This window comes from Streptomyces sp. NPDC048257 (genome assembly GCF_043201855.1).
Taxonomy (GTDB): Bacteria; Actinomycetota; Actinomycetes; order Streptomycetales; family Streptomycetaceae; genus Streptomyces.
Window position 1 is genome coordinate 1 of sequence record NZ_JBICZI010000023.1, and the last position, 26,553, is coordinate 26,553.

The window sequence follows — 26,553 nt, forward strand, 5'->3', positions numbered from 1 at the left end:
GGACCCTGTGGGAGAGTAGGACGCCGCCGAACAATTATTGCGGAAGCCCCGCACCAGCCCTTTACGGGTTCGGTGCGGGGCTTTTCTGCGTTTACGGCCAGATAGGTGGCCCCCGCCGTGGGGGTGTCGTCCGAATGGCCGCAGCAGCCCGGTGATGCGTCGTCGGCGGCCCGGCGAGACGGGCTCTTCGTCCCTTTAGTTCGTACTGTGGGGGTATGGGCTATGACCTCGTCATCTTCGACAACGACGGCGTGCTGGTGGACAGCGAGCCGCTCGCCAACAGCGTCCTTGCCGGGTACCTGACCGAGCTGGGGCACCCGACCACCTATGAGGAGTCGGTCAGCGACTACATGGGGTCCGCCGTGCACCGCGTGCACGACCTCGTCCAGGAGCGGACCGGGCAGCAGTTGCCGGCCGACTTCGACGAGACGCTGCACGCGCGGACCGTCGCCGCGTTCGAGCAGGACCTGAAGCCCGTCCCCGGCGTGGAGGAGGTGCTGGGGGCGCTGACCGCTCAAGGGGTCGCCTACTGTCTGGCCTCCTCCGGGAGTCACGACCGGATCCGGGTCGGGCACCGGGTGGCCGGGCTCGACGGGTGGTTCGAGGAAGAGTGGATCTTCAGCGCGCAGGACGTGGGTCAGGGGAAGCCCTCTCCCGACCTCTACCTGCACGCGGCGCGGCAGATGGGCGTGGAGCCGGCCCGTTGTGTGGTCGTCGAGGACAGTCCGCTCGGCATCCAGGCCGCCGTCGCCGCGGGCATGGACGTGTACGCGTTCACGGCGATGCTGCCCGCCGACCGGCTCCCCGGGGCCACCGGCCACTTCGGGGACATGAAGCAGCTCACCGGGATGCTCGGGCTGGAGGCCGGACTGGGTATGTGATCTCTCTACCCACGGGTAGCCCGTGGCCGTACGCTGACCCGCCATGACGGATGATGTGCGGCTGCGGCGAGGCCGGGGCGCTCTGGGGTTCAGTTTCTTCGTGCAAGGCGTCGCCTTCGCGCTGCTCGTGACGCGGATCCCGGCCATCCAGGACCGGTACGGGATATCCGACGGCCTGCTGCCCGCCTTCCTCGCGGCCGTGCCGGTCCTCGCGGGGGCGTCGAGCGTGGCCACCGAGCACCTGGTGAAGCGGGTCGCGCCCAGCCTCGTACTGCGGTGGGCGCAGCCGCTGGTGCTGCTGTCCCTGCTGGGTGTCGGAGCGGGCGGCCAGATGTGGCACGTGGCGGTGGCCCTGGGGGCGTTCGGGCTGTCGGTGGGGGCGCTGGACGCCTCGATGAACATGCTCGGGGTCAGCCTGCAGCGGGCGTACGGGCGCAGCATCATGCTCGGCTTCCACGCCGCGTACAGCCTCGGCGGGATCCTGGGGGCGTCGGCCGCGTGGGCGGGGGCGCACTGGGAGCTGAGCCTCTTCGTGAGCTATCTGCCGGCCGTGGTCGTGCTGTTGCCGCTGGCGCTGCTGGGGAGCAGGCGCTACGTCGACGGGGCGGCGGGCCGGGGGGAGGCCGTCGAGAAGGGGCTGGGGAGCGGCGGGTTCAAGCTGCTGCTGCCGCTGTGCCTGGTGATGGCGTGCGCGTACATCGGGGACTCGACGGTGGCGAACTGGAGTGCCAAGTACCTCCAGGACGTGCTCGGGAGCTCGGAGCAGATGGCGACCGTCCCCTACAACGTCTACATGGTGACCACCCTCCTCGGGCGGGCCGCCGGGGACCTGGGCGTGCGGCGCTTCGGGGCGGCGGCCGTGGTGCGGGGCGGGACGCTGGTGGCCGCCGCCGGGTTCGCGGTGGTGGCCGCGGCGCCGGGGGCGTGGGTGGGGATGCTCGGCTTCACGCTGCTGGGGATCGGGCTGTGCGTGATCGTGCCGCAGACCTTCGCGGCCGCGGGGCGCCTGTTCCCGGGGGCGTCCGATACGGCCGTCGCGCGGCTCAACATCTTCAACTACGTCGGCTTCCTGATCGGCTCGCCGCTCGTCGGGGCGGTGGGCGATGCCTGGAGCTACCGGGGCGCGATGCTGGTGCCGATGGCGCTGGTCCTGGTGACGCTCTTCCAAGCCCGCTCGTTCGGCTCGGAGGGCGCCCGATACGGTGTCCGGCATGAGCGGCGAGCCGGTGACCGGGCTGTTGATGTGGGACGAGGCGGTAACGAGGTATGACTTCGGACCGAGCCATCCGATGGACCCGGTGCGCCTGGCGCTGACCATGGGTCTGGTGCGCGCCTTCGGGCTGGACCGGGCGATGGAGGTACGGGCGGCGCCCGCGGCCGGGGATTCGACGCTGAGGCTGGTGCACCGGGAGGACTACGTCGCCGCGGTGCGCGAGGTGTCCGCGGACCCGGGGGCCGCGGACGGGTCGTACGGGCTGGGGACCATGGACGATCCGGCCTTCCACGGGATGCACGAGGCGTCCGCGCTGATCGCCGGGCAGTCCGTGGCGGCCGCGGAGGCCCTGTGGAGCGGGGAGGCCGAGCACGCGGTGAACTTCGCCGGCGGGCTGCACCACGCCATGCCGGGCGGGGCGGCCGGTTTCTGCGTGTACAACGACGCGTCGCTGGCCGTGGCGCGGCTGCTGGAGCTGGGGGCCGAGCGGGTCGCGTACGTGGATGTGGACGTGCACCACGGGGACGGCGTGCAGGCGGCCTTCTGGGACGACCCGCGGGTGCTGACCATCTCCCTGCACGAGCATCCGCGGACGCTGTTCCCGCAGACGGGCTGGCCCGAGGAGACCGGCGGCCCGGGGGCGGAGGGGTCGGCGGTGAACATCGCGCTGCCCGCCGGGACCGGTGACGAGGGATGGCTGCGGGCCTTCCACGCGGTCGTGCCGGAGCTGCTCGAGGACTTCCGGCCGCAGGTGCTGGTGACCCAGCACGGGGCCGATACGCACTTCGAGGACCCGCTCGCGCACCTGGCGGTCTCGCTGGACGCCCAGCGCGCCGTCCAGGAGTCCTGTCACCGGCTCGCGCACGAGTACGCGGACGGGAAGTGGCTGGCGCTGGGCGGCGGCGGGTACGCGGTGGTGGACGTCGTACCACGGTCGTGGACGCACCTGGTGGGGATCGCCGCGCACCGGCCGGTGGATCCCGAAACGGCGGTGCCGGCGTCGTGGCGGGACGAGGTGTACGCGCGGACGCGGCAGTTGGCGCCGGCCCGGATGACGGACGGGCGGAGTCCGTCGTGGCCGGATTGGGACGCGGGTTACGATCCGGCGGACCGGACGGATCAGGCCGTTCTGGCCACGCGCCGGGCGGTCTATCCGCTGCGCGGCATGCTGACCTGACGGCGTGGCTGCGCTGATGCATCGTTACGCCAACTGTGGGGCTGTTCGGTGGAATTGATGACCCGCCAGATGTGTTGGGGCAGCATCGGAGGGTGTTGAGCACCGGCGCGCTGCGTGCGCATCTGCTGGCCGCCCGGTTGGCCGGGCCCGTCGCCACTTCCCGGGAGGAGAGCCTGCGCAGTTACCGGCTGTTCGCGGCGCGGGATCCGCGGGTGATGCTGGGGCTGGATCCGGAGTGGGGCTGGGGCGAGGGTGATCTGCTGAGGCTGATGGCGGACAAGTGCGGTGTCTCGGCGGATCCGGCGCATGTCAGCGGGCCGGACGTGATCGATCCGGAGCGGACGGTGGCCGCGCTGGAGGCCTTCGCGGGGCGGCTGTGCGAGGCGGCGAGGGCGCGGTCGCCGGTGTTGTTCGGGACGGGCCATCCGCATCGGCTCCTGGGCTTCTACGCCGGTTTGGCCGAGGCGTTGTCGGCGGCGGGATGTGTTGTCCTCACCCCGGCGCAGGGGGTGGGTGTGGACGTGACGACGCGGTTCGGCGTACGCACGTACAGCATCGAATACGTACGGGGGGTCGCACTGGTGCGGGAACCCGGCGTGCGGCTGCCGGGGAGTGCGACCGGCGTGCACACCCATTCGCCGCTGCCCGTCCGGATGGCGCTGGGGGCTCTCGCGGAGGCCGGCGGGCCGCTGCCGGAGCTGGTGGTGGGGGACCACGGGTGGGTCTGCGGTGCAGGTCAGCTCGGTGTGGAGGCGATCGGGCTGGCGGATACGGATGATCCCGCGCTGTTCGTCGGGGAGGCCGAGGGGCGGGTCTCGGTGGCCGTTCCGCTGGATGACGCGGTGCGCGCGGACTACTACCGGCCGCTGGCTCGTTACGTCCTCGGCCGCGCGAGTCTGACGGGTCGGCAGGAGTGGCCGTAGCTCCTCTTCCCCACTCGTATCACGCGCCCCTACTCTGGGGAGTGAGCGTGCGACGACGAGGAGTAACCGGAGGGGAAGCCGGTGCCCGTCATGCGCGGAAGGTCAAGGTGTGTCATGGCTGCTGGCGAGAGGCCTCTCAGTGAGGTTCAGTTCCTGACCGTGGCGGAGGTCGCCTCGGTGATGCGAGTGTCGAAGATGACCGTGTACCGGCTGGTGCACAACGGTCATCTGCCCGCAATCCGGGTGGGCCGGTCCTTCCGGGTCCCCGAGAACGCGGTTCACGAGTACCTCCGAGAGTCCTATGTGGGGGTGGAGTCGGCCTGAGACTGAGGCTCGGGAGAGCCCCGGCTACGAGTCGCAAGCGCTCGGATTACAAGCTCAGAGCTCGGGCGGGTAGGCTAGGCCGACGTAGGTCGTGTGGGCCCAGACGCCCCGCACCAGTGAAGAGAAGTGAGCGAGGGTAGTCGTGGGCTCTGTTATCAAGAAGCGGCGCAAGCGGATGGCTAAGAAGAAGCACCGCAAGCTGCTCAAGCGCACCCGCGTCCAGCGCCGTAACAAGAAGTAAACGGCAGCTGTACGTGTTCTCCGCAGCCCCTCCACCATCCTGGTGGAGGGGCTGCGGTGCAGCCGGGGGACTTCTTCTAGGGAGGCGCTGAGCTCGTGGGGAAGGTCGTACTCGTCACCGGGGCTGCCCGGCAGTTGGGCGGCCGCTTCGTGCGCCGGATCCAGCGTGACCCGGACGTCGAGCGGGTGATCGCGGTGGACGCGGTGACACCGCCGCACCGGCTCGGATCGGCGGAGTTCGTCCGTACGGACATCAGACAGTCGGCGATCGCCAGGGTGCTGGCCGAGCACGCCGTGGACACGGTGGTCCATCTGGCGGTCACCGGGGGCAGTGCGGGCACGGGCGGCGCGCACAGCACCGTCAAGGAAACGAACGTCATCGGCACCATGCAGCTCCTCGGGGCCTGCCAGAAGTCACCGACGGTACGGCGGCTCGTGGTGAAGTCGAGCACCAGCGTCTACGGGGGCACCCCGCGGGATCCGGCCGTCTTCACCGAGACCACGGAGCCGAAATCGCTGCCGGCGGGCGGCTTCGCGAAGGACGCCGCCGAGGTCGAGGGCTATGTACGGGGCTTCGCGCGCAGACGGCCGGACGTCGCGGTGTGCGTGCTGCGGTTCGCGAACATCCTGGGACCCTTCGCGGATTCGGCGCTCGCCGAGTACTTCTCGATCCCGGTGATGCCGACCGTGCTGGGGTACGACCCGCGGCTGCAGTTCGTGCACGAGGACGATGTGCTCGAAGTGCTGCGGCTGGCGGCGCGGGAGCCCCGGCGCGGGACCCTGAACAGCGGGACCTTCAACATCGCGGGCGACGGCGTACTGCTGCTGTCGCAGTGCTCGCGGCGGCTGGGGCGGCCGACGCTGCCGCTGCTGCTGCCCGCGTTGAACTGGGTGGGCTCCGCGCTGCGGGCGGTCGGGGCCACGGACTTCTCGCCGGAGCAGATAAGGCTGCTCACCCACGGCCGGGTCGTGGAGACCACGCAGATGCGCGAGGTACTCGGCTTTGAACCGCTCTACACGACCGCCGAGACCTTCGCGGACTTCGCACGGAGCCGGGGGAGCGGGCTGCTGCCGCCGGAGCGGGTCGGGCGGGCCGTGGACCGGGTGGCGGCCATGCTGAACGCGGACGGTCTCGCAGAGGGTCTCAAGGACGACAAGGACGAGGCCCACGCGGCTGAAGGAGCGAAGCGATAGTGGCGGACGCCAAGGTCATTCCGTTCGACGAGGACCGGCCGCGGCGGCGGATCCCCCGCCGGGTGCGGGCGGTGTCCGCGCCCGATCCGGAGGTGGAGTCGCCGCCCGCTCCCGAGGTCGCTCCCGAGTCCGCCGCGCCGGCGGTGCCCGGTGACAGCTGGGACCGGCGGATCGCCGGTGGGCTGGCGTTCCTGCGGCGGCGGGTCACCGGGGACTACGAGGTCGACGACTTCGGCTACGACAAGGAACTGACGGACCAGGTCCTGATGTCCCTGATGCGGCCGCTGTACGACAAGTACTTCCGGGTCGAGGTCAAGGGCATCGAGAACATCCCGGCGGAGGGCGGTGCGCTGATCGTGGCGAACCACTCCGGGACGCTGCCGCTGGACGGGCTGATGCTCCAGGTCGCCGTGCACGACCGCCATCCGGCGGAGCGGCACCTGCGGCTGCTGGCGGCGGACCTGGTGTTCATGCTGCCGGTGGTCAACGAGCTGGCCCGCAAGGCGGGGCACACCCTGGCGTGCGCGGAGGACGCGCAGCGGCTGCTGGAGGCCGGGGAGCTGGTCGGGGTGATGCCCGAGGGCTTCAAGGGGATAGGGAAGCCGTTCGGGGACCGGTACAAGCTGCAGCGGTTCGGCCGGGGCGGGTTCGTGTCGACGGCGCTGCGGGCGGGGACGCCGATCGTGCCGTGCTCGATCGTGGGGGCGGAGGAGATCTACCCCATGGTCGGCAACGCGAAGACGCTGGCACGGCTGCTGGGGGTGCCGTACTTCCCGATCACGCCGACGTTCCCGTGGCTGGGGCCGCTCGGGGCGGTGCCGTTGCCGACGAAGTGGACGATCCAGTTCGGCGAGCCGATCGCGACGGACGGGTATGCCGCGGAGGCGGCGGAGGACCCGATGCTGATGTTCAACCTCACGGACCAGGTGCGCGAGCAGATCCAGCACACGCTCTACAAGCTGCTGGTGCAGCGGCGGTCCGTGTTCTTCTGACCGGCCGTCGGGCGGGTCAGAGGGGAAGGGCGGGGCTGCCGAGGCAGCCCCGCCCTTTCGCTACTCGGCGTCCTCCGCGCCCAGGCCCAGGCCCGGGAGGAGCCCCGGGAGCAGGGGCGGGATGGTGATGTCCGGCTGGGGGTCGTCCGGCAGGCCCGAGACGGGCGGTGCCGACTGTCCCGCGGGCGGGTTGAGCAGGTCGCCCGTACCACCGAGGAGGCCGCCGGCGGGAGGCCGAGAGCTGCCCGAGGGGGACGGCGCCGTGGGGCTGCCGGACGGTGTGCCGGCGGCCGGGGCGGACTGCTGTGTGCCGCTGGGGGTGCCCGGCTTGCTGGACGAGCCGGGGGTGCCTCCGGTGCCGCGGGGCTGCTCCGGTGCCTTGGGGAGCAGGCGCTGGAGCGGAGCCACGTCATCGTCTATGGCCTGGAAGACCGACTCCACCTCACCGCCCACGTCCGTGAGCTGGGCCGGGAGCTTCTCGCGGAGCTTGCCCCACGCGTCGCGGTGGGAGCGGGAGAACGACGACAGCTTCTGGATCGGGCCGAGCGAGCCGTCCCGTTCGTACGCGGCCTGGAGGAGGCGGTGGCCCGCCTCCGCGTCGTGCTTCACGCCCGCCAGTGCCCGGCGGATCGCGCCCAGGGACTCGTGGTCCAGGGTGCCCAACCGGCCTCGTTCCATCAGCCGGCGGGCTTCCGACAGGCGGTTCGAGGCCTGGTCGAGATAGAGCTCGCCCCGGTCCGCGTCGTCGTCGGCCATCCCCAGCTTCAGGTCCTCCATGCCCCGCTTCACGGGGTAGAGGTGGTCACCGGGCAGGGCGTCGGAACTGGCAGCGGCCACTCCGCTGAAGGCCCCTGCGGCCACACCCACGGTGAGGCCGCCCGCTGCGATGCCCTTGGACCAGCGGGAGCGGGGTCGCAATTTCCGGAGCGGGGTCGCCCGGTGGGCGCCGCGGCCGGTCCGCTGTTCGGGCACCTGAGGGTCCGATGCGGCACTGCCCCCGGCCCTCTCCTCCAGCACCATGGTCTCCATGGCGGCAATGAGCTGGGCTCGTTGCACCACTTTGACCTCGGGGTCCAGCACTGGGCGCGGCATTCTTTCGCCGAGCACGCTCGCCAGGGCCAACAGCCGGTCGTGGTCGGCAGGTTCGGCAGGTGCCTCGGACTGCTCGGCCGCCGAGTCCGGTTCCGAAAGGTCGGACGGGGTCCGATCTTCCAGGGCCTGGGCGAAGGCGTTCGCCCGCCGGTGCGGGGTCACGTTCGCGATCACTGGCGGCACCTCCTCTCGTCATGACGATCGACTCCCCAAGGTGTCCGGAAGGTTGCCTTCCTTGAGCACATCCACACTTTCGAGTGAGCGGCTTCGGGCAAAGCATGTCCACAGGGAGCCTGCATTCCGCACAACGAGCGTCGCGGCACTTGGGTTACGGACGAAGGATGATCTGACCACAGCGTCATCGAGGGGTCACCGAATGTGAGGTTGTGTGGTGTCGGAGGGTCAGCGGGCGTCTTCGGGGAGGAGGCGGGCCAGGGTGCGGACCGCCCGGTACTGGAGCGTCTTGATGGCGCCCTCGTTCTTCCCCATCACCCGGGCCGTCTCGGCGACCGAGAGGCCCTGCAGGAAGCGCAGGGTCACGCACTCCTGCTGCTGTGGATTGAGCTTGCGGACGGCCTCCAGGAGGGCCGCGTTGGAGAGGGACTCCAGGACGGAGTCCTCGGGGCTGCGCTCGACCTCGTTCGCGTCGAGCATCTCGCCGGTGGTGACCTCCAGCCGGAAGCGGCTGGACTTGAAGTGGTCCGCCACCAGGTTCCGGGCGATCGTCACGAGCCAGGCGCCGAAGTCGCGGCCCTGCCAGGTGAAGGTGGAGATCCGGCGCAGGGCGCGCAGGAACGTCTCGCTGGTGAGGTCCTCCGCGGTCGCCTTACCGCCGACGCGGTAGTAGATGTACCGGTAGACCGTGTCGCTGTACTGGTCGTAGAGGCGGCCGAAGGCCTCGGCCTCGCCCGCCTGGGCGCGTTCGACCAGGTCCATCATGCGGGCCTGGTCGCTGTCCGCCGTGGGGCGGCGGTGGGTGGCCTGGGTGCCGGTGCCGGCGGCGTTCGAGCCGCCGGCGGCTCGACCTCGTCTGCCCACCGTCGCGCCGCCGTCGGTCAGGGCATAGCAAGGACCGGCCGGGCCGAGGCCGGCAGGGACCGCGGCGGCGAAGGCGGGGACGGCGTACGCGGCGGTGGGGACGAAGCCGCGCAGGTGGTCGAGGACCGTTGCGCGCAGCTGAGCCAGGCCCGAGGCGTCAACCCCGACAGGTGGGTACACGGGACTCCCAGAGGCAGAGCTTCCATCACGTGCAGTGCGGGACCGTTCATCCGTCGTGGCGACAGATGGCCGGGTGGCATGCGTTTGAGGAGAATAACGCTTCGTACAGGCAGCGCTACACCCAGTTGCTCAAATCACCGGTTCCGACACTTCTGTTGCGTGTCGAGGGCATATTCAGTCGCAGATGGTGATCGATTCCTGATCACTTGGGGACGCGGAATGGACGCTTCCAGGGGGACCCGCGACCGAGTCGGGCATGCCGGAGTGCCGCGCCGCGGGCGCGGGTAGAGGTGAGCGAATGCCGTGGCCGGGTCGTGGTCCCGGCGGGTCCGGGGTGCGCGGGCCCCGGGCCTGGTGTTGTTACTTCCGGCGGCGGTGCAGGGCGATGGCGGCGGCGGCGCCGCCCGCGATCGCGCCGACGCCGGCGGCCGCCGGGACGCCGACCTTCACGGCCTTGCGGCCGGTCCGATAGTCGCGCAGCCGCCAGTCGTTGGTCCGGGCATGCTTGCGCAGTTTTGTGTCGGGATTGATCGCGTACGGATGTCCGACCAGTGACAGCATCGGGATGTCGTTGTGCGAATCGCTGTACGCGGCGCAGCGTTCGAGGTCCAGCCCCTCGGCGGCCGCCAGGGCGCGGACCGCCTCGGCCTTCGCGGGGCCGTGCAGCGGCTCGCCGACCAGGCGGCCGGTGTAGATCCCGTCGACGGATTCGGCGACGGTGCCCAGGGCCCCGGTCAGGCCGAGGCGGCGGGCGATGATCGTGGCCGTCTCCACGGGGGCGGCCGTCACCAGCCACACCTTCTGACCGGCGTCGAGGTGGGCCTGGGCCAGGGCGCGGGTGCCCGGCCAGATCCGCTCGGCCATGTACTCGTCGTAGATCTCCTCGCCGATGGCCATCAGTTCGGAGACCTTGTGGCCCTTGACGATGGACAGGGCGCTGTCGCGGGCGTCCTGCATGTGCTCGGGGTCCTCGACACCGGCGAGCCGGAACCAGGCCTGCTGCCAGGCGAAGCGGGCGAGTTCGCGGCGCCGGAAGAACTCGCGCTTGTAGAGGCCGCGGCCGAAGTGGAAGATCGCGGCGCCCTGCATGACGGTGTTGTCGAGGTCGAAGAAGGCGGCGGCCAGATCGTCGCCGGCGACCGGGAAGGCGGGCTCGTGCGCGATCTCCTCCGGGCCCTCTTCGGCCAGGGCTGCCGGTTCCGTTTCCGGTTCGGTGAGCGGTGGGACCTCGGCCAGAGCGGACTTGCGGGCGGCCTCGGCCGAGGCCTCGCCCGCCAGCACGCTGCGTGCGGTGGCGGAGCGCCGACGAGGGGGGAGCCATCCGAGAGCGGCCATGACGCGAGCATAGCCACTGTGTTCGGGAGTTCCCGAACCGATGGGATGCGGAGGCGTGAACTCTTCGGGGCGCTCCTGTTACGCGGGGGCGCGGGAGAATGGCGGCATGAGCCCTTTGTTGCGCCGTAAGGAAAAGAAGCGTCCCGGCGAGCGGATGGTGACGCTCATCGGGAAGCCGGGGTGCCACCTGTGCGACGAGGCGGAGGAGGTGGTGGCGAAGGTGTGCGCCGAGACGGGTGCACAGTGGGAGAAGAAGGACATCTCACAGGACGAGGAGCTCTACCGGCTGCACTGGGAGCAGATTCCGGTCGTGCTCGTGGACGGCGAGCAGCACACCTTCTGGAGGGTGAACCCTGACCGGCTCCGGCGGGCGTTGGAGGCCTGACCCTCTTCCCGGTTACCATCATGGGCGATTTATGGGGTCTCGGGGGCGTATCTGTGAGGAGAGTGCACGGTTTTGCCCCCTTTGGGATTTGAACGGGTTCGGCGTCCCATCGGTTCCGGCTCTCCATGCCGGAGTCGCGTGACCCCGGTCACTTTGCTCGGACAAATCGGACACAATCTTTGTGCACGCGTTCACAAAGGCATAGCCTGCTGTCGACGGGGCGGTCCTGGGACAAGTGGCCGCCTGCAGCCCCGCTCATCCCGCAGGAGCATCGTGGCAACTGGCCGAACTCACCGACCGGCGACCCGCAGCCGAGGTATTCCCGAGGCCACTGTCGCCCGGCTTCCGCTGTACTTGCGTGCCCTCACCGCGCTCTCCGAGCGATCGGTGCCCACGGTGTCCTCCGAGGAGCTCGCGGCCGCCGCCGGAGTCAACTCCGCGAAGCTGCGCAAGGACTTCTCGTACCTGGGCTCCTACGGGACCCGCGGCGTCGGCTACGACGTCGAGTACCTCGTCTACCAGATCTCCCGCGAGCTCGGCCTGACCCAGGACTGGCCGGTCGTCATCGTCGGCATCGGCAACCTCGGCGCCGCGCTCGCCAACTACGGCGGCTTCTCCGCGCGCGGCTTCCGCGTGGCGGCCCTCATCGACGCGGACCCGGCGATGGCCGGCAAGCCGGTCGCGGGCATGTCCGTGCAGCACACCGATGATCTGGAGAAGATCATCTCGGAGAACGGCGTCTCGATCGGTGTCATCGCCACGCCCGCCGGCGCCGCCCAGCAGGTCAGCGAGCGGCTGATCGCGGCCGGTGTCACCTCCATCCTGAACTTCGCGCCCACCGTGCTGTCCGTGCCCGAGGGCGTGGACGTGCGCAAGGTCGACCTCTCCATCGAGCTCCAGATCCTCGCCTTCCACGAGCAGCGCAAGGCCGGTGAGGAAGCGGCCGCCGCTGCCGCCGGCGGCTCCTCCGTGGGCGGCGCCGCCCCCGCCGCGGCCGTGGTGCCGCCGGCCGGGCGGACCACCGCCGAGACGCGCAAGGGCGGCCCCGAGGGTGACGTGCCGGCGGTGATGCCGGCATGAGCCTGCTCGTCGTGGGACTGAGCCACCGCAGCGCACCCGTGAGCGTGCTGGAACGTGCCTCGCTGTCCGCCGATGCCAAGGTGAAGCTGCTGCACGACACCCTGGCCGCCGAACCGGCGACCGAGGCGACCGTGCTCGCCACCTGCAACCGGATCGAGCTGTACGCGGACGTGGACAAGTTCCACGCCGGCGTCGCCGAGCTGTCCACGCTGCTCGCGCAGCACAGCAGCGTCGCGCTGGAGGAGCTCACTCCGTACCTGTACGTGCACTACGAGGACCGGGCGGTGCACCACCTGTTCTCGGTGGCGTGCGGGCTGGACTCGATGGTCGTGGGCGAGGGGCAGATCCTCGGCCAGATCAAGGACGCGCTGGCGCTGGGCCAGGAGCTGCACACCGCCGGCCGGCTGATCAACGACCTGTTCCAGCAGGCCCTGCGGGTCGGCAAGCGGGCGCACTCGGAGACCGGGATCGACCGGGCCGGGCAGTCGCTGGTGACTTTCGGGCTGGAGCAGCTCGCGGTGGGGACGCCGGTCGACGAGTGGGCCGCCGGCAAGCGGGCGCTGGTCATCGGTGCCGGGTCCATGTCCTCGCTGGCGGCGGCGACGCTGGCGCGGGTCGGTGTCGCCGAGATCGTCGTGGCGAACCGGACCGCCGACCGGGCGGACCGGCTCGCGGAGATTCTGGTTGCCTCGGGCACCGGGGTCTCGGCCGTGGCCGTGCCGATGGCCCGGGTCGCCGATGAGCTGACACGAGTCGACGTGGTGGTGTCCTGCACCGGTGCGACGGGGCTCGTGCTGAGCGCCGACGACGTGCTCAGCGCCGTGTCCTGGGGCGCCGGTGGACTCGCGCCGGCGGAGCGGGACGAGGCCGGGGCTGCGCCCCGGGCCTCCCAGGGGCTCCGCCCCCGGACCCCCGCGCCTCAAACGCCGGCGGGGCTGGAATTGGCCGATGTCGTGGCTCGTCTTGCGGCCGCTGCCGAAGGCGGGAGGCGTTTGGCTGACGCCGGGGCCGCTCGGACCATCAGTGCTCCCGTCGAGGCCGACGGGTGCCCCGTGGGGCCCGACGGACGGTCCGCGCTGACCGGGGTCGACGCCAACTCCCTCGAGCTGCACGGCACCTGGGCCGACCAGGGCGAGGCCGCGGCACAGCGGCAGCCCCGCAGGAGCACCCGTACGCACGCCCACGCGGCCACCGTCCGGCTCGCGCTGCTCGACCTGGCCATGCCCAGGGACATCGACGCGGCCGTGCACCGGATCCCGGGCGTCCGGCTCGTGGACATCGAGTCGCTCGCCGAGGCGTCCGCCGACGCCCCGATGGCGGCCGACGTCGACGCCGTACGCCGGATAGTCGCCCAGGAAGTGGCGGCCTTCGGGGCGGCGCAGCGGGCCGCCCACATCACGCCCACCGTCGTGGCTCTGCGGGCCATGGCGGCCGAGGTCGTGGCCATGGAAGTGGCGCGGCTCGACGGGCGCGTGCCCGACCTCGACGAACGGCAGCGTGCCGAGGTCACCCAGACCGTGCGCCGCGTCGTGGACAAGCTCCTCCACGCGCCGACCGTGCGCGTCAAGCAGCTCGCGAGCGAGCCCGGCGGCGCCGGGTACGCGGACGCACTGCGCGAACTCTTCGACCTCGACCCTCAGACGGTTGCTTCCGTCAGCCGGGCGGACGCGGCCGATCCGATGAACGACGACGACCCAGGACGGGCATCATGAACACACGTCCCGACCAGCCGCTGCGGCTCGGTACGCGGCGGAGCAAGCTGGCCATGTCCCAGTCGGGGCACGTCGCCGACGCGGTACGGGCCATCACCGGCCGGGCCGTCGAGCTCGTGGAGATCACGACCTACGGCGACGTCTCGCGCGAGCACCTCTCGCAGATCGGCGGGACGGGCGTGTTCGTCACCGCCCTGCGCGACGCACTGCTGCGCGGCGAGGTCGACTTCGCGGTGCACTCGCTGAAGGACCTGCCGACCGCGCAGCCCGACGACCTCGTGATCGCGGCCATGCCGCGCCGCGAGGACGCGCGGGACGCGCTGGTCGCCCGGGACGGCCTGACCTTCGAGGAGCTGCCCGACGGTGCCCGGATCGGTACCGGGTCGCCGCGGCGCACCGCCCAGCTCAACCACCTGGCGCTGTCGCTCGGCAAGCGGATCGAGACGGTGCCGATCCGCGGCAACGTCGACACCCGGATCGGCTTCGTCCGTGACGGTGAGCTCGATGCCGTCGTCCTGGCGGCCGCCGGCCTGAACCGGATCGGGCGCGGTGACGAGGCGACCGACCTGCTGTCCGTCGACAGTGTCCTGCCGGCTCCCGGCCAGGGTGCCCTCGCCGTGGAGTGCCTCGCGTCCGACACGGACCTCGTCGCCGCGCTCGGCGAACTCGACGACCCGCGCACCCGGGCCGCCGTGACGGCCGAGCGTTCCCTGCTCGCCGCCCTGGAGGCAGGCTGCAGCGCACCCGTGGGCGCGTTCGCCGACCTGCTGGCGGACGGGGAGATTGTCAATGAAATGCGCCTGCGCGGCGTCGTCGGAACCCTCGACGGCTCGACGCTGGTGCAGCTGTCCACCACCGGTCCCGTGCCCCAGTCGTACGACGAGGCCATGGCGCTCGGCCGCGAACTCGCGGACGAGATGCTGGCCAAGGGCGCGGCCGGTCTGATGGGGGAGCGATCGCTTTGAACCCCTCAATTCCGACCACCTCCGCTATTCCGGCCGTCGCCGCCCACGGACGCGTCACCTTCCTCGGTGCCGGCCCGGGCGACCCGGGTCTGCTGACGCTGCGCGCCGTCGAGGCGCTCGCCGCCGCGGACGTACTGATCGCGGAGCCCGAGGTGCTCGAGGTCGTACGGACGCATGCGCGCGCGAATGTCGACACGCCGCAGCTGACGGTTGCTGACGAAGTGTCAGCAGCCGCCGGGGTCCCGGTGATCCGGGACGCGGCCAATCTTGTCATGGAGGCCGCACGCTCCGGCAGGCGGGTCGTGCGTGCCGTCACGGGCGACCCCGGGCTCGACGGCAACGCCGCCGAGGAGATGCTCGTCTGCGCGAGCGCCGGCATCCCCTTCGAGGTGGTGCCCGGTGTCGCGACCGCGGTGGGCGTGCCCGCGTACGCAGGTGTCCCGCTGCGCGACAAGCAGGGCACGGACGTGCGGTTCGTCGACGCGAGGACCGCCTCGCCGCGCTGCTGGAGCGAGGCGGGCACGAGCGACGGCATCCTCGTCGTCTCCGCGACGCTGGAGACCGTCTCGGCGGCCGCCGCCGAGCTGGTGGGCGCCGGGCGCAAGCCCGACACCCCGCTGACCGTGACCGTCGCCGGTACCACCACGCGGCAGCGGACCTGGTGCGCGACGCTGGGCACGATCGCCCAGGTGTTCAAGCAGGGCAAGGTGCTCCCCTCGCCCGAGGGCGCCCGGTCCGTCATAGCCGTGGTCGGTGAGCACAGCGCCGCCGCGCGGCGCGAGGACCTGTCCTGGTTCGAGTCCAAGCCGCTGTTCGGCTGGCGGGTCCTCGTACCCCGCACCAAGGAGCAGGCCGCCTCGCTCTCCGACCAGCTGCGTTCGTACGGTGCGGTGCCCCACGAGGTGCCGACCATCGCCGTGGAACCGCCGCGCACCCCGCAGCAGATGGAGCGTGCGGTGAAGGGCCTGGTGACGGGCCGCTACGAGTGGATCGCCTTCACCTCGGTCAACGCCGTGAAGGCCGTCCGCGAGAAGTTCGAGGAGTACGGGCTCGACGCGCGCGCCTTCGCGGGCATCAAGGTCGCCGCGGTGGGCGAGCAGACCGCCGCCGCGCTCGTGGAGTTCGGCGTCAAGCCGGACCTGGTGCCCAGCGGTGAGCAGTCCGCGGCCGGGCTGCTGGAGGACTGGCCGCCGTACGACCCGGTCTTCGACCCGATCGACCGCGTCTTCCTGCCGCGGGCCGACATCGCGACCGAGACGCTGGTCGCCGGGCTGATCGAGCTCGGGTGGGAGGTCGACGACGTCACCGCCTACCGGACGGTGCGCGCGTCGCCGCCGCCGGCGGACACGCGCGAGGCGATCAAGGGCGGCGGCTTCGACGCCGTTCTCTTCACGTCGTCGAGCACCGTGCGCAACCTGGTGGGCATCGCCGGGAAGCCGCACAACGTGACCGTCATCGCCTGTATCGGGCCGGCGACGGCCAAGACGGCGGAGGAGCACGGGCTGCGCGTGGACGTACTGTCCCCGGAGCCCAGCGTGAGCAAGCTGGCGGAGGCTTTGGCCGAGTACGGTGCCGCGCGCCGCGAGGCGGCCAAGGAGGCCGGCGAGGCGGTGTTCCGGCCGAGCGAGCGACGGCCGGGGGCGCGTCGTCGTCGTACGACGTGAGTGGCTTAGGCCGGAACGGCCGGTGGGAGAGGGGCCCGGGTGCGATGAGCGCCCGGGCCCCTCTCGCGTATCCGGGCTGGCACCCGCCAGGCCCCGGCCTGATCGGCAGGACAGCCCTTAGGCCGGGTTCGCGGTGCGGAACGTACGGCGGTAGGTGTCGGGCGGGACGCCCACGAGCCGCTTGAACTGGCGCCGCAGGGTCGTGGCGGTGCCCATGCCGGTGGCGACGGCGACCGCCTCGACGGTCTCGTCGGTGGCCTCCAGCAACTCCTGGGCGCGGCGCACGCGCTGGGTCAGCAGCCACTGCAGCGGGGTCTGGCCGGTGACCGCCCGGAACTGCCGCCCGAGGTGGCGCGGGCTCGTACTGGCCCTGCGGGCCATGTCGGTGACGGTCAGCGGCCGGTCGAGGCGCTGCTGGGCCCAGGCGAGCAGGTCCGCGAGCTGGTGGTCGCCCGTGGCCTGCACCGGGGTGGACACGAACTGGGCCTGACCGCCGGGCCGGTGCGGGGCCATGACCAGGCGGCGGGCGATGGCGTTGGCGACGGCGGCGCCGTGGTCGAGGTGGATCAGGTGCAGGCACAGGTCCACGGCGGCGGCCTTGCCCGCGGCCGTGAGCACGCTGCCGTTGTCGGTGTAGAGCACGTCCGGGTCGACCTCGGCCCGCGGGTGCCGTGCGCTCAGCTCCGCGGCGTGCGCCCAGTGGGTGGTGGCCCGCCGGCCGTCCAGCAGGCCCGCGGCGCCCAGCACGAAGGCCCCGGTGCACAGGGAGGCGACCCGGGCTCCCGCCTCGTGGGCCGCGCGTACGGCGTCGACCAGCTCGGGCGGCGGGGGTTCGTCCACGTCGGCGCACGCGGGCACGATCACGGTGCCGGCCCGGGCGAGGTGCTCCAGCCCGTGGTCGGGCTCGACGGTGAACGGGCCGACGCGCACCGGGCCGGGGCCGCAGAGCAGGACGTCGTACCAGCCCTGCGGGGCGTCGAGCGGGGGATTGCCGAAGATCTCGTGGGCCACCGCCAGCTCGAAGTGCAGCATGCGCCCGGCGGCCGCTAGGGCGACGGTGGGCCTGGGCCTGGGCGTGGGCATGGGCATGGGCATGTCCGAAACTGTACGGGTGGTGTCGTTCCGGACCATCACGGTCGGGTCCCGCCCGCCCCGAGACTGGGTTCATCGAGGCGATGGGCACGTGGCGGACGGGGAGAGCGATGAGCACGACGGGTACGACGGGTACGACGGGTACGACGGGTGCGACGGGCGCAGTGGTGGTCTACGGGGCGACGGGACACACCGGTCGTTTCGTCGTCGCCGAGCTGCGCAGGCGCGGCATCGCCACCGTCGTCTCCGGCCGCAACGCGGCCCGGTTGGAGGCGCTGGCGGCCGAGGGCGGCGCGGACGCCCTCGTCCGCCCGGCCACCGTGGACGACCCGGCCTCGCTGGACCGGGCCCTCGCCGGAGCGGCGGCGGTCGTCAACGCCGCCGGGCCGTTCGCGGTGACCGGCGGCCCGGTCGTCGAGGCGGCGCTGCGCGCGGGGATCCCGTACGTCGACGTCGCGGCGGAGATCGAGGCGAACGCGGCGATGTTCGCCGACCGCGCGGAAGCGGCCCGCAAGGCGGAGGTGCCCGTGGTGCCGGCCATGGCCTTCTACGGGGGCCTGGGCGACCTGCTGGTGAGCGCGGCCATGGGGGAGTGGACGGCGGCGGACGAGGTGCACGTCGCGTACGGGCTGAGCGGCTGGCGGCCCACGCCGGGCACCCGGGTGGCCGGCGCGGTGTCGCACGAGCGCCGCGCGGGCCGTCGGGTGCGGTTCACGGAGGGCGCCCTGCAGTACCACGAGGACCGGCCGGTGGAGCAGGAGTGGAACTTCCCCGAGCCGCTGGGCCGGCGGAGGGTGATCGCGGAGTTCACCATGGCCGACGTCGTCACCGTGCCCAGCCACGTGGACGTGCCGGAGGTGCGCACCTACATGGCCGTGGAGGCAGCGCGGGACCTGGCCGGGGCGGACACACCGGCGCCGGAGCCGGTCGACGACCTCGGGCGGTCGGACCAGACCTTCGTCGTCGACGTCCTGGTGCGCGCGGGCGGCGTCGAACGCCGCGCCACGGCCCGGGGCCGGGACATCTACGCGGTCACGGCGCCGCTGGCGGTGGAGGCCGTCGAGCGCCTGCTGTCGGGGCGCACCCGGACGACGGGGGTGGCCTCGGCCGCCGCGATGTTCGACGCGGCGGACTTCCTGCGGGCGCTGGCCCCGTACCTGTCGGTGGAGCTCTCGCACTGACCGGCGGGCGGTCCGGACAGGGCGGAGCCCGGGAGCGGGGGGCCCGGGCTCTACCCTGGTCCGGACTGCTGTCGATGCTCGAAGAGGCGACTGAAGATGAGCGCGTACGGATCCTTCCCCGGTTCGCGGCCCCGCCGGCTGCGCACCACCCCGGCGATGCGGCGGATGGTCGCCGAGAACCGGCTGCACCCCTCGGACCTGATCCTCCCGGCGTTCGTCCGGGAGGGCATCAGCGAGCCCCTGGCGATCTCCGCTATGCCGGGCGTCGTGCAGCACACCCGGGACACGCTGCGGAAGGCCGCCGTGGAGGCGGTCGAGGCGGGGGTCTCCGGGATCATGCTGTTCGGTGTCCCGGCCGACGAGAACAAGGACGCGCTGGGCACGGCGGGCACCGAGCCGGACGGGATCCTGCAGGTCGCGATCCGTGACGTGAAGGCCGAGGTCGGGGACGACCTGGTGATCATGTCGGACCTGTGCCTGGACGAGTACACCGACCACGGCCACTGCGGTGTGCTGGACGAGAACGGGCGCGTCGACAACGACGCGACGCTGGAGCGGTACGCCGAGATGGCGCAGGTCCAGGCGGACGCGGGCGTCCACGTGGTCGGGCCCAGCGGGATGATGGACGGGCAGGTCGGCGTCATCCGCGATGCGCTGGACGAGACCGGGCACGAGGACGTCTCGATCCTCGCGTACACGGCGAAGTACTCCTCCGCCTTCTACGGTCCCTTCCGCGAGGCCGTCGCCTCCTCGCTGCAGGGTGACCGCAAGACGTACCAGCAGGACCCGGCGAACGCCCGGGAGTCGCTGCGGGAGCTGGCCCTCGACCTGGAGGAGGGCGCGGACATGGTGATGGTCAAGCCGGCCGGTCCCTACCTCGACATCCTGTACCGGGTCGCGCAGGCGGTGGACGTTCCGGTGGCGGCGTACCAGATCAGCGGCGAGTTCGCGATGATCGAGGCGGCCGCGGAGAAGGGCTGGATCGAGCGCGAACGGGCCATCCTGGAGACCCTGCTGGGCATCAAGCGGGCGGGCGCCGACACGATCCTCACCTACTGGGCGACCGAGGTCGCGGGCTGGCTGCGCGAGACCCGCTGACGTCGGGGCCGGTCGACGCTCCGGGCCGGCCGGGCGGGAACGCCGACGGGGCGGCGTACGCCGACCGTGGTGTCGGAGTGACGCCGCCCTGGGGCGGAGCGAGGTGCGGGGTGGCCCGCGGGGTCATGCCGGTTACTTCGGGTCGCGGTTGAACGAGGCGGTCGACCAGCGGTAGCCGAGGGCGGCCAGGCCGATGGACCAGGCCACCGCGAGCCAGCCGTTGTGGCCGATCTCGGTGCCGAGGAGCAGGCCGCGCAGGGTCTCGATGGCGGGGGTGAAGGGCTGGTACTGGGCGATCGGCTGGAACCAGCCCGGCATCGCCTCGATCGGGGTGAACGCGCTGGAGATCAGCGGCAGGAGGATCAGCGGCATCGCGCTGTTGCTGGCGGCCTCGGCGTTCGGGCTGGCCATGCCCATTCCGACCGCGATCCAGGTGAGCGCCAGGGCGAAGAGGGAGAGCAGTCCGAAGGCCGCCAGCCACTCCAGGGCCGTGGCGCCCGTGGACCGGAAGCCGATGGCGACGGCGACGGCTCCGACGAGGACCACACTGGCGACGGACTGCAGGACGCTGCCGACGACGTGCCCGATGAGGACGGAGCCGCGGTAGATCGCCAGCGTGCGGAAGCGGGCGATGATGCCCTCGGACATGTCGGTGGAGACGGACACCGCGGCCCCGATGACGGTGCTGCCGATGGTCATGAGCAGGATGCCCGGGACGACGTAGGCGACGTACTCGGAGCGGCCGGCGCCGCCCATGCCCGCGCTCATCACGTCGCCGAAGACATAGACGAAGAGCAGGAGCAGCATGACCGGGGTGAGCAGCAGGTTCAGCGTGAGGGAGGGGTAGCGCCGGGCGTGCAGGAGGTTGCGGCGCAGCATCGTGGAGCAGTCGCGGGCGGCGAGGGCGAGGGAGCTCATCGGACGTTCTCCTTGGGCTGGTGCGGGAGGGTGGCGGCGCTGCCGGTCAGGGCGAAGAACACGTCGTCGAGGTCGGGGGTGTGCACGGTCAGTTCGTCCGCCTCGATGCCGGCCGAGTCGAGCCGGTCGAGGACGGCGCGCAGCTCGCGCTGGCTGCCGTCGCTGGGGATCTGGAGGGACAGGGATTCCTCGTCCCGGGTGACCTCGGTGAGGGCGGACGCGGCGGACCGGTAGGCGGCCGGGTCGGTGAAGCGGAGCCGGACGTGCCCGCCGGGGACGAGCCGCTTGAGCTGGTCGGCGGTGCCCTCGGCGGCGATCCTTCCGTCGTTGAGGACGGCGATGCGGTCGGCGAGCTGGTCGGCTTCCTCCAGGTACTGGGTGGTGAGGAAGACGGTGACGCCGCCGGTGACGAGCTCGCGGATGATCTGCCACATGGTGTGGCGGCTGCGCGGGTCGAGGCCGGTGGTCGGCTCGTCGAGGAAGATGATCCGCGGGCTGCCGACCAGGGTGAGGGCGATGTCGAGGCGGCGCTTCATGCCGCCGGAGTAGGTGGAGGCGGGCTTCTTTGCGGCTTCGACGAGGTCGAAGCGTTCCAGGAGTTCGGCGGTGACCCGCCGCCCCTCGCGCTTGGAGAGGTGGTGCAGGTCGGCGAGGAGGAGCATGTTCTCCTCGCCGGTGATCAGGCCGTCGACCGCGGAGAACTGGCCGGTGACGCCGATCGCGGAGCGGACCGCCTGGGGGTGGGTGGCCAGGTCGTGGCCGGCGACGTGCAGGTCGCCGGCGTCGGCGGTGACGAGGGTGGAGAGGATCTTGACGGCGGTGGTCTTGCCGGCGCCGTTCGGGCCGAGCAGGGAGAAGACCGTGCCTTCGGGGACGGCGAGGTCGATGCCGTCGAGGACGGTCTTGTCGCCGTAGGACTTGCGCAGCCCGTTCGCCGCGATCGCCAGGTTGGTCATGAGGGGGCTCCTTAGAGGCTGCGGGCGGTGATGTCGCCGTGGTCGGTGGTGGCGTGGATCGTCAGGTCGGGGGTGCCGGTGTTCTTGAGGGTGTTGTGGATGCGGCCGAGGGTGGTGCCGGCGTCGAGGGTGGCGGAGACGCCGCGGGCGGCGCCGACGGTGATGTGACCGGCCCGGGTGGCGAGTTCGACGGTGCCGCGCCGGGCCTCGTCGATGTGCAGGTCGCCCTTTTGGGTGCTGATGGCGGCGGGGCCGGCGAGGCTGCCGACGGTGATGTCGCCGGCCTGGAGGGTGAGGCGGGCGGCGGCGGTCTCGTCGAGCTTGACCGTGCCGTGGGCGGCTTCGTAGGTGACGTCGCCGAGGCGTCCTACGCCGCGGAGTTCGGCGCTGGCGGCCTTGGCGTCGATGCGCGAGCCGGCGGGCAGCCGGACGGTGATCTCGACGGAGCCGGGCTGGCCGAGGAGCCGGTTCTTCGCAGGGGCGGTCCCGATCCGCAGCACGCCGTCCGCGTAGGCGGCGGTGGTCTGTTCGGCGGCCTTGGTGTCGCGGCTCTTGGCGGGGTCGGCGGGGAGGATCTCGACGGTCGTGTCGGTCCGGTCGGCGGCGATGAACCGGATGCGTCCCGCGGGGATGTCGAGGACGGCGGTGACCGGGGTGGGGGTGGTGAACTTCTGCATGGTGCTTCTCCTTCATCTGCGGCGGGCGCTCCGTGCGCCGCGTCGTTTCCGATGAGTGAAAAGCTACGTTGCGTTCAGGATTTTAGCAACGACCTCGTTGCGCATAAACCCTGTAATCCCAGGTCATAGGCGGGAATTCATTGCAATGGTTTCGCGCTTAACGCAACAGCGAAGGTGTGTTGCGTTGCAATGAAATGAGGGTGAACGCTATAGTGAGGCCCTCACAGACGATGAAGGAGACCTCGATGCCGGGAGGCAGGCTCAACCAGCAGGAACGTCAGCAGATCGCGCTGGGACTGGCCGACGGCCTCGCCTATGCCGAGATCGCCCGGCGCCTCGACCGGCCGACCTCGACCGTCTCGCGCGAGGTGATGCGCAACGGTGGCCCCAACGCCTACCGCGCCGACCTGGCTCACCGTGCCACCGAACGCCGCGCCCACCGCAGGCAGTCCACCCCCCGCGGCGCGGCACAGACCCCGCAGGCCCACGGGCGCGACGCCGAGGCGGTGCGCGAGTACGAGGAGGCGTTCACCGACGTCCTCGTACAGGCGGGCACGCCCAAGATGATGGCCCGGGTGATGGCCTGCCTCTACATCACCGACGCGGGCAGCCTCACCGCTTCCGAGCTCGTGCAGCGCCTCCAGGTCAGCCCGGCGTCCATCTCCAAGGCGATCACGTTCCTGGAGGGCCAGGGCCTCGTCCGCCGGGAACGCGACGAACGCCGCCGCGAGCGCTACTTCGTGGACGACGACGTCTGGTACCAGGCGATGATCGCGACGGCCCGCGCCAACGCCCTGATCATAGAAACCGCACGCCAGGGCGTCAGCATCCTCGGACCCGACACCCCTGCCGCCAACCGCCTGGAGAACATCGCCCGCTTCATGGACTTCGTGTCCGAGAGCCTGACCCGTGCCGCGGAACAGGCGCGCGAGGTCCTCCACACGAAGCCGGCGACACCCCCGGACGACCCGGCCTGAGCGGGGGCCGGGCGCCGCCCCGTACGCCGAACTCGGCGGCCGGCGCCCGAACATGAGTGCGCGTACTCAGGTGCCCGCTCCGATGACCTGCGAGAATCCTGGGCGTACGCGGGCTGTGGCGCGGCAGGGCCGCCACGGAGGGGGAGGACATGCAGGACGGCGATCTCAGGGTCTCGGAGGACGGGCTCACCACGCTGGCGGACGACCTGGACCAGATGCAGGGTCATCTGGAGCGGCAGATCCGGGACATGGACCGGGTGGTCGACAGCATCGCGGCGGGCTGGCAGGGGCCGACGGCCGCGGCCTACCGCGCCCTGCACCGGGGCGCCGCCGAGGACGCCGTGCGCATCCGGCAGGTGCTCTCCCTCCTCGAAGAGGCCACCAGAGCCTCCCGCGACGGCTTCACCGCCCAGGAGCTGGAGGTCCTGGCCGCGTTCAAGCGCGTCCAGGGCAGCGAGGACGTGTCCGCGTCCGCCGCGGAGCTGACCGTGCCGGACCCGCCCGCCCCGGCCCCGCACAGCCGTCTGCAGGACATCTGAGAGCAGCGAGGAACAGCACCACCATGTCGGACGACGACCGGATAACTGTCGATTTCGCGACCCTGCAGCGCCTGTCGGGAGACCTGGAGACGATTCTCAAGGACCTCAACGAGAAGCTGGACCTGCTCTACGGGCGAGCCAAGAAGGCCGTGCTGAGCTGGGACGGGGAAGCCCGCGAGGCCTTCATCGACGAGCTGGACAAGTGGGACCGCTCGGCCCAGGACCTCAAGGCCGCGCAGGCCTGGCTGCACGAGGTCGTGGTCAAGGGGCACCTGAACTACGCCGCGGCGAACAAGTCCGTGCTGCAGGGCTGGGGAGGCGGCGCCTGATGGCCGGCCCCACACCGGGCCCCACCCCCGCGCCGCCCGCGGGAGGCGGCACCATCGACGTCAAGCCGCCGCAGCTCTGGAGCGTCTCGGGCCGGATAGCCAAGGCGCAGGACCCCATGATGCGCGGCGCGAACACCCTCCTGCGGGAGCTGAAGGAGTACCCAGACGCGGGTGGGGCGGGCACCGAGGCCGAGCAGTTCGCGCAGGCCTACAAGAAGATCGGCAACCGCTGGCTGGAGGTGTGGGGCAAGAGCGTGGTCAGCGTCGGCGGCGTGGCCGTCGGCTTCACGGAGACCGCCAACGCCTACACCAAGGCCGATGCGGCGTCCCACCCCAAGCCCGGCAAGGCCGCGGAGCAGCGCCCCCTGCCCACGGTCATCGACAAGGAGCCCAAGTTCGACAGCGTCCCCGACATCAAGTGGGGTGACGACGACGGCGGTGACGACCTGATCCGCGGCGCGATGGAGGGCATACCGGAGATCGTCCGCGACCTCCTGCAGCCCGTCGCCAAGAACGTCTTCCGCGTCGGCAAGGTGGCGGACGTCCACCCCTTCCCGCAGCAGCATTACCTCAACTCGCACTGCCACAGCTGGATGAACGCCTCGACCATCGTGACCGGCGCGGCGGACGAGCTGACCATGGCCATGGGCACGATCACCAACCACCAGAAGGCCGACTGGGAAGCCGCCATGCGGACCTTCTGCAGCGCGCTGTGGGGCGCGACGGACTGGGGCCAGTCCCGGCACGGCTACCAGTGGGCACACTCCTCGGGCGGGCACGGGGCAAGGGTGGCCACGGGAAGCGAGCCGGTGATGACCGTGCTGAAGGACGTGGCGATCAAAATCAGCGACTGCCTGCGCGAGTACGCGGAAGCGGCCGTCGAACTGAACCACGACGTCTTCGAAGAGCTCAAGCGGGCCATGAAGAAGGCCGCCATGAGCATCATCGAAGACCTGGAGAAGGCCAAGGAGAAGCCCAGCCTCAAGAGCATCGCCGGCGCTGTCACCAGCGTGGCCAGCGGGATCGGCGGGGCCACCGGCCTCCTGCTGAAGTTCGACGTCAACACGGTCCTGAAGCTGGACAAGGCCAAGCTCAATCGGATCGTGGACAAGTACACCGGCATCGTGGACGGCCTCACCACGCGCATGAACGCGCTCCAGGACGTCCTGGACGAAGCGCACCGGAGCGCCCCGAAGTACGAGGCCGGCGTCGCCCGCGCCCACGCCTTCGGCGCCCGTTCGCTCAACGACTTCAAGCACGAGCAGCAGTGGACCGTTCCGGGCGCGAACGGCAACATGGCCTTCGACCTGGCGGCCAACGAGTACCTCGGCGGCGGTCACACCCTGGACAAGCACGTGGGCAAGACCGACGAACAGCTCGCGCAGCGCCTGCGGGACCAGTCCAACCCGTCCAATACATGGCCCGAGAACGCCAAGCCGAGCATCGGCGGTTCGTCGAGCTTCAAGACGATCGCGGACGCGCAGCGGCTCACCGAGCAGAACCTGCGGCTGAAGCAGGCGGAGATCGACGCATGGCTCGCCTCCAACCCGGGGGACGGCAACAAATTCGCTGTCGAGACGGCCACGCCCAACGGTGAGGTCAGTGGCAGTTACGTCTCCAAGCAGCCCACGGAAAACCAGGACGGCTCTCCGGGCACGATTCCCGGGACGGGTTACAAGGACCACGGCCTCGACGCCAAGGCAGTCGACGTCAAATATGTCAAGACCATCCTCAAGTACGATTCCAACCTCGATCCCCCGTATGTCATCTACACGTCGATGCCCTCGCCGCGACCGAAGGACCTTCAGGGACCATGATGAACACCCTTGACGGCCACGCCTGGGAAGCCGCACTGGTGCGGCTCCTGGAGGACGTCTATACCTTCGCCAGGTGCGGCCCCCGGCTGCACGAGGACTGGGCCGAGGACGTGCTCGCGGCCATGGAGCGAGCGGTCCCCGACCCGCGGGGGTGGTCCGCCCTGGAGTGGCAGATGGACGAGGAAGCACGCAAGACGGTCCGTCCCTCGTACCCGTTCCGTGCGCTGACCGCCGAGGATGTGCGCTCCGGGCTCCGGCCGATCACGGCGGGTGCCGCCGCCGGGCTCCTCGCCTCGTTCGCGCAGGAGTGGTGGTTCGAAGGTTCCCCGGTCCGGTTCCGGGAGGACCGGGACACGGTGCTCGCGGACGCCCGGACCGTGCTGGACCGGTTCGGCCACGATGCGGTGTTCTGGACCTCCTCCGACCTCGCGCGCACCTGCGACGCGCCCGACTTCCTCGCGCGGGACCTCGAAGGCGGCCACCAGTTCACCGACCTCATGATGGACCTCGGCCTGATCGCGGTGTCCGCGGACGAGGTCGGCGTCTTCTGGTCGTTCAACGCGAATTGAGACAA

27 protein-coding genes are annotated in these 26,553 nt (G+C 71.3%); 20 read left to right on the forward strand and 7 right to left on the reverse strand.

What is annotated here, in order from left to right; genetic code table 11:
- Window positions 1–215: 215 nt before the first annotated feature.
- The 8 genes from ACGFZK_RS30330 (at window position 216) to ACGFZK_RS30365 (ending at window position 6,944) form a co-directional block, all read left to right on the forward strand.
- Window positions 216–881 carry an HAD family hydrolase gene (locus ACGFZK_RS30330; protein WP_393852055.1) on the forward strand — a complete coding sequence of 222 codons (666 nt, stop codon included), beginning with the start codon at window positions 216–218 and terminating at the stop codon, window positions 879–881.
- A gap of 43 nt (window positions 882–924) precedes the next feature.
- Window positions 925–2,151 (forward strand): MFS transporter, encoded by a 1,227-nt coding sequence (locus ACGFZK_RS30335; protein WP_393852056.1) that lies wholly within the window; start codon window positions 925–927, stop codon window positions 2,149–2,151.
- Entirely contained in the window at window positions 2,123–3,271 is a 1,149-nt protein-coding gene (locus ACGFZK_RS30340; protein WP_393852146.1) for an acetoin utilization protein AcuC, read from the forward strand. Before ACGFZK_RS30335 ends, ACGFZK_RS30340 begins: the two co-directional genes overlap by 29 nt.
- A gap of 92 nt (window positions 3,272–3,363) precedes the next feature.
- Window positions 3,364–4,194 carry a phosphatase gene (locus ACGFZK_RS30345; protein ID WP_393852147.1) on the forward strand — a complete coding sequence of 277 codons (831 nt, stop codon included), beginning with the start codon at window positions 3,364–3,366 and terminating at the stop codon, window positions 4,192–4,194.
- A gap of 114 nt (window positions 4,195–4,308) precedes the next feature.
- Window positions 4,309–4,518 carry a helix-turn-helix domain-containing protein gene (locus ACGFZK_RS30350; protein WP_008738568.1) on the forward strand — a complete coding sequence of 70 codons (210 nt, stop codon included), beginning with the start codon at window positions 4,309–4,311 and terminating at the stop codon, window positions 4,516–4,518.
- Window positions 4,519–4,660: 142 nt separating this feature from the next.
- Window positions 4,661–4,759, forward strand: coding sequence for a 30S ribosomal protein bS22 (locus ACGFZK_RS30355; RefSeq protein WP_003948845.1), 99 nt, complete (start codon window positions 4,661–4,663; stop codon window positions 4,757–4,759).
- A gap of 95 nt (window positions 4,760–4,854) precedes the next feature.
- The gene (locus tag ACGFZK_RS30360; protein WP_393852057.1) at window positions 4,855–5,952 is read left to right on the forward strand and encodes an NAD-dependent epimerase/dehydratase family protein; all 1,098 of its coding nucleotides are present in this window, start codon (window positions 4,855–4,857) and stop codon (window positions 5,950–5,952) included.
- Complete coding sequence (locus ACGFZK_RS30365; RefSeq protein WP_393852058.1) at window positions 5,952–6,944, forward strand: lysophospholipid acyltransferase family protein; 993 nt, start codon at window positions 5,952–5,954, stop codon at window positions 6,942–6,944. The genes ACGFZK_RS30360 and ACGFZK_RS30365 overlap by 1 nt, the downstream gene beginning before the upstream one ends.
- Window positions 6,945–7,004: 60 nt before the next feature.
- Here ACGFZK_RS30365 and ACGFZK_RS30370 read toward each other — a convergent pair whose 3' ends face one another.
- The 3 genes from ACGFZK_RS30370 to ACGFZK_RS30380 all read right to left on the reverse strand — a co-directional run bounded on the left by ACGFZK_RS30370 (window position 7,005) and on the right by ACGFZK_RS30380 (window position 10,589).
- A complete protein-coding gene (locus tag ACGFZK_RS30370) occupies window positions 7,005–8,210 on the reverse strand; it encodes a DUF5667 domain-containing protein (RefSeq protein WP_393852059.1) in 1,206 nt (401 codons plus the stop codon).
- A 228-nt stretch (window positions 8,211–8,438) separates the two neighbouring features.
- Window positions 8,439–9,254, reverse strand: a complete 816-nt coding sequence (locus tag ACGFZK_RS30375; RefSeq protein WP_393852060.1) for an ECF subfamily RNA polymerase sigma factor, BldN family — start codon at window positions 9,252–9,254, stop codon at window positions 8,439–8,441.
- Window positions 9,255–9,614: 360 nt separating this feature from the next.
- A complete protein-coding gene (locus tag ACGFZK_RS30380) occupies window positions 9,615–10,589 on the reverse strand; it encodes an HAD family hydrolase (protein WP_393852061.1) in 975 nt (324 codons plus the stop codon).
- A 106-nt stretch (window positions 10,590–10,695) separates the two neighbouring features.
- On the opposite strand from ACGFZK_RS30380, the gene ACGFZK_RS30385 reads away from it, so the two are divergent.
- The 5 genes from ACGFZK_RS30385 (at window position 10,696) to ACGFZK_RS30405 (ending at window position 16,395) form a co-directional block, all read left to right on the forward strand.
- The gene (locus tag ACGFZK_RS30385) at window positions 10,696–10,974 is read left to right on the forward strand and encodes a glutaredoxin family protein (protein ID WP_351302573.1); all 279 of its coding nucleotides are present in this window, start codon (window positions 10,696–10,698) and stop codon (window positions 10,972–10,974) included.
- A 273-nt stretch (window positions 10,975–11,247) separates the two neighbouring features.
- Entirely contained in the window at window positions 11,248–12,054 is an 807-nt protein-coding gene (locus tag ACGFZK_RS30390) for a redox-sensing transcriptional repressor Rex (protein WP_393852062.1), read from the forward strand.
- A complete protein-coding gene (locus ACGFZK_RS30395; RefSeq protein WP_393852063.1) occupies window positions 12,051–13,766 on the forward strand; it encodes a glutamyl-tRNA reductase in 1,716 nt (571 codons plus the stop codon). Before ACGFZK_RS30390 ends, ACGFZK_RS30395 begins: the two co-directional genes overlap by 4 nt.
- Window positions 13,763–14,731 (forward strand): hydroxymethylbilane synthase, encoded by a 969-nt coding sequence (gene hemC / locus ACGFZK_RS30400; protein WP_393852064.1) that lies wholly within the window; start codon window positions 13,763–13,765, stop codon window positions 14,729–14,731. The genes ACGFZK_RS30395 and hemC overlap by 4 nt, the downstream gene beginning before the upstream one ends.
- Complete coding sequence (locus ACGFZK_RS30405) at window positions 14,728–16,395, forward strand: uroporphyrinogen-III synthase (protein WP_393852065.1); 1,668 nt, start codon at window positions 14,728–14,730, stop codon at window positions 16,393–16,395. Before hemC ends, ACGFZK_RS30405 begins: the two co-directional genes overlap by 4 nt.
- A 117-nt stretch (window positions 16,396–16,512) precedes the next feature.
- Here the strand turns inward: ACGFZK_RS30405 and ACGFZK_RS30410 are convergent, their stop codons facing one another.
- Complete coding sequence (locus ACGFZK_RS30410) at window positions 16,513–17,490, reverse strand: GlxA family transcriptional regulator (protein WP_393852066.1); 978 nt, start codon at window positions 17,488–17,490, stop codon at window positions 16,513–16,515.
- A gap of 107 nt (window positions 17,491–17,597) precedes the next feature.
- Between ACGFZK_RS30410 and ACGFZK_RS30415 the strand changes: the two genes are divergently transcribed.
- Together ACGFZK_RS30415 and hemB are read left to right on the forward strand one after the other, a co-directional pair.
- Window positions 17,598–18,668, forward strand: coding sequence for a saccharopine dehydrogenase NADP-binding domain-containing protein (locus ACGFZK_RS30415; RefSeq protein ID WP_393852067.1), 1,071 nt, complete (start codon window positions 17,598–17,600; stop codon window positions 18,666–18,668).
- A 96-nt stretch (window positions 18,669–18,764) separates the two neighbouring features.
- Window positions 18,765–19,766, forward strand: coding sequence for a porphobilinogen synthase (hemB, locus tag ACGFZK_RS30420; protein ID WP_393852068.1), 1,002 nt, complete (start codon window positions 18,765–18,767; stop codon window positions 19,764–19,766).
- A 132-nt stretch (window positions 19,767–19,898) separates the two neighbouring features.
- Here hemB and ACGFZK_RS30425 read toward each other — a convergent pair whose 3' ends face one another.
- The 3 genes from ACGFZK_RS30425 to ACGFZK_RS30435 are packed head-to-tail and all read right to left on the reverse strand — an operon-like array spanning window position 19,899 to window position 22,317.
- On the reverse strand, window positions 19,899–20,684 hold the full coding sequence (locus ACGFZK_RS30425; RefSeq protein ID WP_393852069.1) for an ABC transporter permease: 786 nt from the start codon (window positions 20,682–20,684) through the stop codon (window positions 19,899–19,901).
- Entirely contained in the window at window positions 20,681–21,640 is a 960-nt protein-coding gene (locus tag ACGFZK_RS30430; RefSeq protein ID WP_393852070.1) for an ATP-binding cassette domain-containing protein, read from the reverse strand. Before ACGFZK_RS30430 ends, ACGFZK_RS30425 begins: the two co-directional genes overlap by 4 nt.
- A gap of 11 nt (window positions 21,641–21,651) precedes the next feature.
- Window positions 21,652–22,317 (reverse strand): DUF4097 family beta strand repeat-containing protein, encoded by a 666-nt coding sequence (locus ACGFZK_RS30435; protein WP_393852071.1) that lies wholly within the window; start codon window positions 22,315–22,317, stop codon window positions 21,652–21,654.
- Between the two features lie 245 nt (window positions 22,318–22,562).
- Here ACGFZK_RS30435 and ACGFZK_RS30440 point away from each other — a divergent pair, with 245 nt between their 5' ends.
- The 5 genes from ACGFZK_RS30440 (at window position 22,563) to ACGFZK_RS30460 (ending at window position 26,548) form a co-directional block, all read left to right on the forward strand.
- Complete coding sequence (locus tag ACGFZK_RS30440; RefSeq protein WP_393852072.1) at window positions 22,563–23,294, forward strand: helix-turn-helix domain-containing protein; 732 nt, start codon at window positions 22,563–22,565, stop codon at window positions 23,292–23,294.
- 149 nt (window positions 23,295–23,443) lie between these two features.
- Window positions 23,444–23,833 carry a WXG100 family type VII secretion target gene (locus ACGFZK_RS30445; protein ID WP_393852073.1) on the forward strand — a complete coding sequence of 130 codons (390 nt, stop codon included), beginning with the start codon at window positions 23,444–23,446 and terminating at the stop codon, window positions 23,831–23,833.
- A gap of 23 nt (window positions 23,834–23,856) precedes the next feature.
- Window positions 23,857–24,162, forward strand: coding sequence for a WXG100 family type VII secretion target (locus ACGFZK_RS30450; protein ID WP_393852074.1), 306 nt, complete (start codon window positions 23,857–23,859; stop codon window positions 24,160–24,162).
- Window positions 24,162–25,979 carry an RNase A-like domain-containing protein gene (locus ACGFZK_RS30455; RefSeq protein WP_393852075.1) on the forward strand — a complete coding sequence of 606 codons (1,818 nt, stop codon included), beginning with the start codon at window positions 24,162–24,164 and terminating at the stop codon, window positions 25,977–25,979. Before ACGFZK_RS30450 ends, ACGFZK_RS30455 begins: the two co-directional genes overlap by 1 nt.
- On the forward strand, window positions 25,976–26,548 hold the full coding sequence (locus ACGFZK_RS30460; RefSeq protein ID WP_393852076.1) for a hypothetical protein: 573 nt from the start codon (window positions 25,976–25,978) through the stop codon (window positions 26,546–26,548). The genes ACGFZK_RS30455 and ACGFZK_RS30460 overlap by 4 nt, the downstream gene beginning before the upstream one ends.
- Window positions 26,549–26,553: the final 5 nt, after the last annotated feature.

Excerpts from the sequence above, each read along its gene's own strand:
- ACGFZK_RS30330 (WP_393852055.1), top strand. The coding sequence starts at position 216 with ATGGGCTATGACCTCGTCATCTTCGACAACGACGGCGTGCTGGTGGAC.
- ACGFZK_RS30335 (WP_393852056.1), top strand. The coding sequence starts at position 925 with ATGACGGATGATGTGCGGCTGCGGCGAGGCCGGGGCGCTCTGGGGTTC.
- ACGFZK_RS30340 (WP_393852146.1), top strand. The coding sequence starts at position 2,123 with ATGTGGGACGAGGCGGTAACGAGGTATGACTTCGGACCGAGCCATCCG.
- ACGFZK_RS30350 (WP_008738568.1), top strand. The coding sequence starts at position 4,309 with ATGGCTGCTGGCGAGAGGCCTCTCAGTGAGGTTCAGTTCCTGACCGTG.
- ACGFZK_RS30380 (WP_393852061.1), bottom strand. The coding sequence starts at position 10,589 with ATGGCCGCTCTCGGATGGCTCCCCCCTCGTCGGCGCTCCGCCACCGCA.
- ACGFZK_RS30385 (WP_351302573.1), top strand. The coding sequence starts at position 10,696 with ATGAGCCCTTTGTTGCGCCGTAAGGAAAAGAAGCGTCCCGGCGAGCGG.
- ACGFZK_RS30395 (WP_393852063.1), top strand. The coding sequence starts at position 12,051 with ATGAGCCTGCTCGTCGTGGGACTGAGCCACCGCAGCGCACCCGTGAGC.
- hemC (WP_393852064.1), top strand. The coding sequence starts at position 13,763 with ATGAACACACGTCCCGACCAGCCGCTGCGGCTCGGTACGCGGCGGAGC.
- ACGFZK_RS30410 (WP_393852066.1), bottom strand. The coding sequence starts at position 17,490 with ATGCCCATGCCCATGCCCACGCCCAGGCCCAGGCCCACCGTCGCCCTA.
- ACGFZK_RS30415 (WP_393852067.1), top strand. The coding sequence starts at position 17,598 with ATGAGCACGACGGGTACGACGGGTACGACGGGTACGACGGGTGCGACG.
- hemB (WP_393852068.1), top strand. The coding sequence starts at position 18,765 with ATGAGCGCGTACGGATCCTTCCCCGGTTCGCGGCCCCGCCGGCTGCGC.
- ACGFZK_RS30425 (WP_393852069.1), bottom strand. The coding sequence starts at position 20,684 with ATGAGCTCCCTCGCCCTCGCCGCCCGCGACTGCTCCACGATGCTGCGC.
- ACGFZK_RS30430 (WP_393852070.1), bottom strand. The coding sequence starts at position 21,640 with ATGACCAACCTGGCGATCGCGGCGAACGGGCTGCGCAAGTCCTACGGC.
- ACGFZK_RS30435 (WP_393852071.1), bottom strand. The coding sequence starts at position 22,317 with ATGCAGAAGTTCACCACCCCCACCCCGGTCACCGCCGTCCTCGACATC.
- ACGFZK_RS30440 (WP_393852072.1), top strand. The coding sequence starts at position 22,563 with ATGCCGGGAGGCAGGCTCAACCAGCAGGAACGTCAGCAGATCGCGCTG.
- ACGFZK_RS30445 (WP_393852073.1), top strand. The coding sequence starts at position 23,444 with ATGCAGGACGGCGATCTCAGGGTCTCGGAGGACGGGCTCACCACGCTG.
- ACGFZK_RS30450 (WP_393852074.1), top strand. The coding sequence starts at position 23,857 with ATGTCGGACGACGACCGGATAACTGTCGATTTCGCGACCCTGCAGCGC.
- ACGFZK_RS30455 (WP_393852075.1), top strand. The coding sequence starts at position 24,162 with ATGGCCGGCCCCACACCGGGCCCCACCCCCGCGCCGCCCGCGGGAGGC.
- ACGFZK_RS30460 (WP_393852076.1), top strand. The coding sequence starts at position 25,976 with ATGATGAACACCCTTGACGGCCACGCCTGGGAAGCCGCACTGGTGCGG.